At 70.7% G+C, this 304-nt stretch carries 1 protein-coding gene; it reads left to right on the top strand.

Annotation, left to right across the window (positions count from 1 at the left end; all coding sequences use genetic code 11):
- Positions 1-11 precede the first annotated feature (11 nt).
- Positions 12-304, top strand: a 293-nt coding sequence (locus ACK3CV_RS25415) for a hypothetical protein (protein WP_489009929.1), incomplete at its 3' end; no start/stop codon positions are given.

Raw genomic sequence — 304 nt, 5'->3', positions numbered from 1 at the left:
AGGACCTTACGATGACCGAAGCGGCTCGCGTCGGCGATACCATCGGGCATTCCCATGCCCTGGCCGGCATGATTGCCGGCACGATTGTCGGCGGCCTGATCGCCGCCGCAGGCGCGGTGGCGGCGGGTGCGCTGTTCGTCGCCGGCCTGGCGGCTTCCTGTATCGGCGTTGGCGTGTTGCTCATCGGCGCCAGTCTGGCGGTGGGGTATCTCACCGGGGAGGCGGCCACCGCGGCGCGCGACGGCATTGCCGACGCCGGCGCCGGTAGCCTGACCCCCAAAGGCAATATCGTCACCGGCTCCCC

The sequence above is a fragment of the Serratia sp. TSO36 genome, from assembly GCF_057808395.1.
Note: the sequence above shows the minus strand (reverse complement) of the source record. Positions and strands in the feature narration are given on the sequence as shown.